General features: G+C 70.1%; 1 protein-coding gene. It reads left to right on the forward strand.

Features of this window, described 5'->3' with window-relative positions; translation table 11 throughout:
- Window positions 1-132: 132 nt before the first annotated feature.
- Window positions 133-2,049: a molecular chaperone HtpG gene (htpG, locus tag KS423_RS44090; protein ID WP_224285304.1), complete on the forward strand. Its 1,917-nt coding sequence runs from the start codon at window positions 133-135 to the stop codon at window positions 2,047-2,049.
- The last annotated feature ends 83 nt before the right edge of the window (window positions 2,050-2,132 follow it).

Below are 2,132 nucleotides of genomic sequence, written 5' to 3' on the forward strand. Positions count from 1 at the left end.
CCACCCCCACCCGACCGGCCCACGGCGCTCCCCCGCCCGTCCACGATCTACCATGCGGTACCGGCGGCGAGCCGCCCGGGCCCAGGCCCGTCCGTACCCTCCGTTCCCTTCGGGCAGAAAGGAAGCCCCAGAGTGGGTAGCACTGTCGAGACGTTGGAATTCCAGGCCGAGACCCGTCAGTTGCTCCGGTTGGTGATCCACTCGATCTACTCGAACAAGGACATCTTCCTGCGCGAGCTGATCTCGAACGCCTCCGACGCACTGGACAAGATCCGGCTGGAATCGCTGACCGACCCCGACGTCGCGGCCGACACCTCGGACCTGCACATCGCACTGGACGTCGACCACGACGCCCGGACGCTGACCGTCCGCGACAACGGGATCGGCATGAGCCGGGACGAGATCGTGGAGCTGATCGGCACGATCGCCAAGTCCGGCACCGCGGGTCTGCTGGAGAAGCTCAAGGGCGCCAAGGACGCCGCGGCGGCGCAGAGCCTGATCGGGCAGTTCGGCGTCGGTTTCTACTCGGCGTTCATGGTCGCCGACAAGGTCACCCTGCGCACCCGCCGGGCCGGCACCGACGCCGGCACCCAGTGGGAGTCCGCCGGCGAGGGCACCTACGAGCTCCGGGACGTCGACGGGCTGCCGGTGGGCACCTCCGTCACCCTGCACCTCAAGCCCGTCGACGGGGAGGACGGGCTGGCCGACTACCTGTCCGAGCCGAAGATCCGCCAGATCGTCAAGCAGTACTCGGACTTCATCCGCTGGCCCATCCGGATGGCCACCGAACGGACCGGCGCCGAGGGCGCCACCACCACCGAGGTCGACACGCTCAACTCGATGAAGGCCCTCTGGGCCCGGCCGCGCAACGAGGTGACCGAGGCCGAGTACCACGAGTTCTACCAGCAGATCAGCCACGACTGGCAGGCCCCGGCCAAGACCGTCCACATGCGCGCCGAGGGCACCTTCGAGTACGAGGCGCTGCTCTTCCTCCCCGCGCAGGCACCGTTCGACCTGTTCTCCCGCGAACCCAGGCGCGGCGTGCAGCTGTACGTCAAGCGGGTGTTCATCATGGACGACTGCGAAGCGCTGATGCCCGACTACCTGCGCTTCGTCAAGGGCGTGGTGGACACCCACGACCTGTCGCTGAACATCTCCCGCGAGATCCTCCAGCACGACCGGCAGATCCGCGCGGTGCGTCGGCGCCTGGTCAAGAAGGTCCTCGGCGCGGTCAAGGAGATGCAGGCCGGCGACGCCGAGGCGTACGCGTCGTTCTGGTCCCAGTTCGGCCGCGTGCTGAAGGAGGGCCTGATCGAGGACGCCGACAACACCGCGGCCCTGCTGGAGCTGGTGTCGGCCGCCTCCACCCACGACCCGGACCGGACCACCACCCTGCGCGAGTACGTCGAGCGCATGAAGGACGGCCAGGAAGCGATCTACTACCTGACCGGCGAGACCCGGGCCACGGTGGAGAACTCCCCGCACCTGGAGGCCTTCCGCGCCAAGGGGTACGAGGTGCTGATCCTCACCGACCCCGTCGACGAGGTCTGGGTGGAGCGGGTCCCGGGCTTCGACGGCCACCGTCTCCAGTCCATCGCCAAGGGCCAGGTCGACCTCGACGAGCCCGCCGACGGGGACGAGGCGGCCGATGCCGAGAAGGTCAAGCGCGACCAGGACTTCGCCGCCCTGCTGACCTGGCTGACCACGGCCCTGTCCGAGCAGGTCAAGCAGGTCCGCCTGTCGTCGCGGCTGACGACCTCCGCGGCGTGCCTCGTCGGCGACGCCCACGACATGACCCCGACCCTGGAGAAGATGTACCGGGCGATGGGCCAACAGGTGCCCCAGGTCAAGCGGATCCTCGAACTCAACCCGGCGCACCCCCTGGTCACCGCGCTGCGGACGGCGCACGAGGCCGACCCGGCCGACCCCGCGCTGACCGAGATCGCCGAGCTGGTGCACGGCGGCGCGCTGCTCGCCGAGGGCGGTGAGCTGGCCGATCCGGCCCGCTTCACCCGGCTGCTCACCGACCGGCTGACCCGGGCGCTGTGACCTGCGGGGTGCGACCGGCCGCCGTCCGGTCGCACCCCGCCTCCGCCGGTCCGGCACCGGGAGCCCTCACCGGGAGCCCGCTC

The organism is Streptomyces sp. LS1784 (genome assembly GCF_020103755.1).
Lineage (GTDB): Bacteria > Actinomycetota > Actinomycetes > Streptomycetales > Streptomycetaceae > Kitasatospora.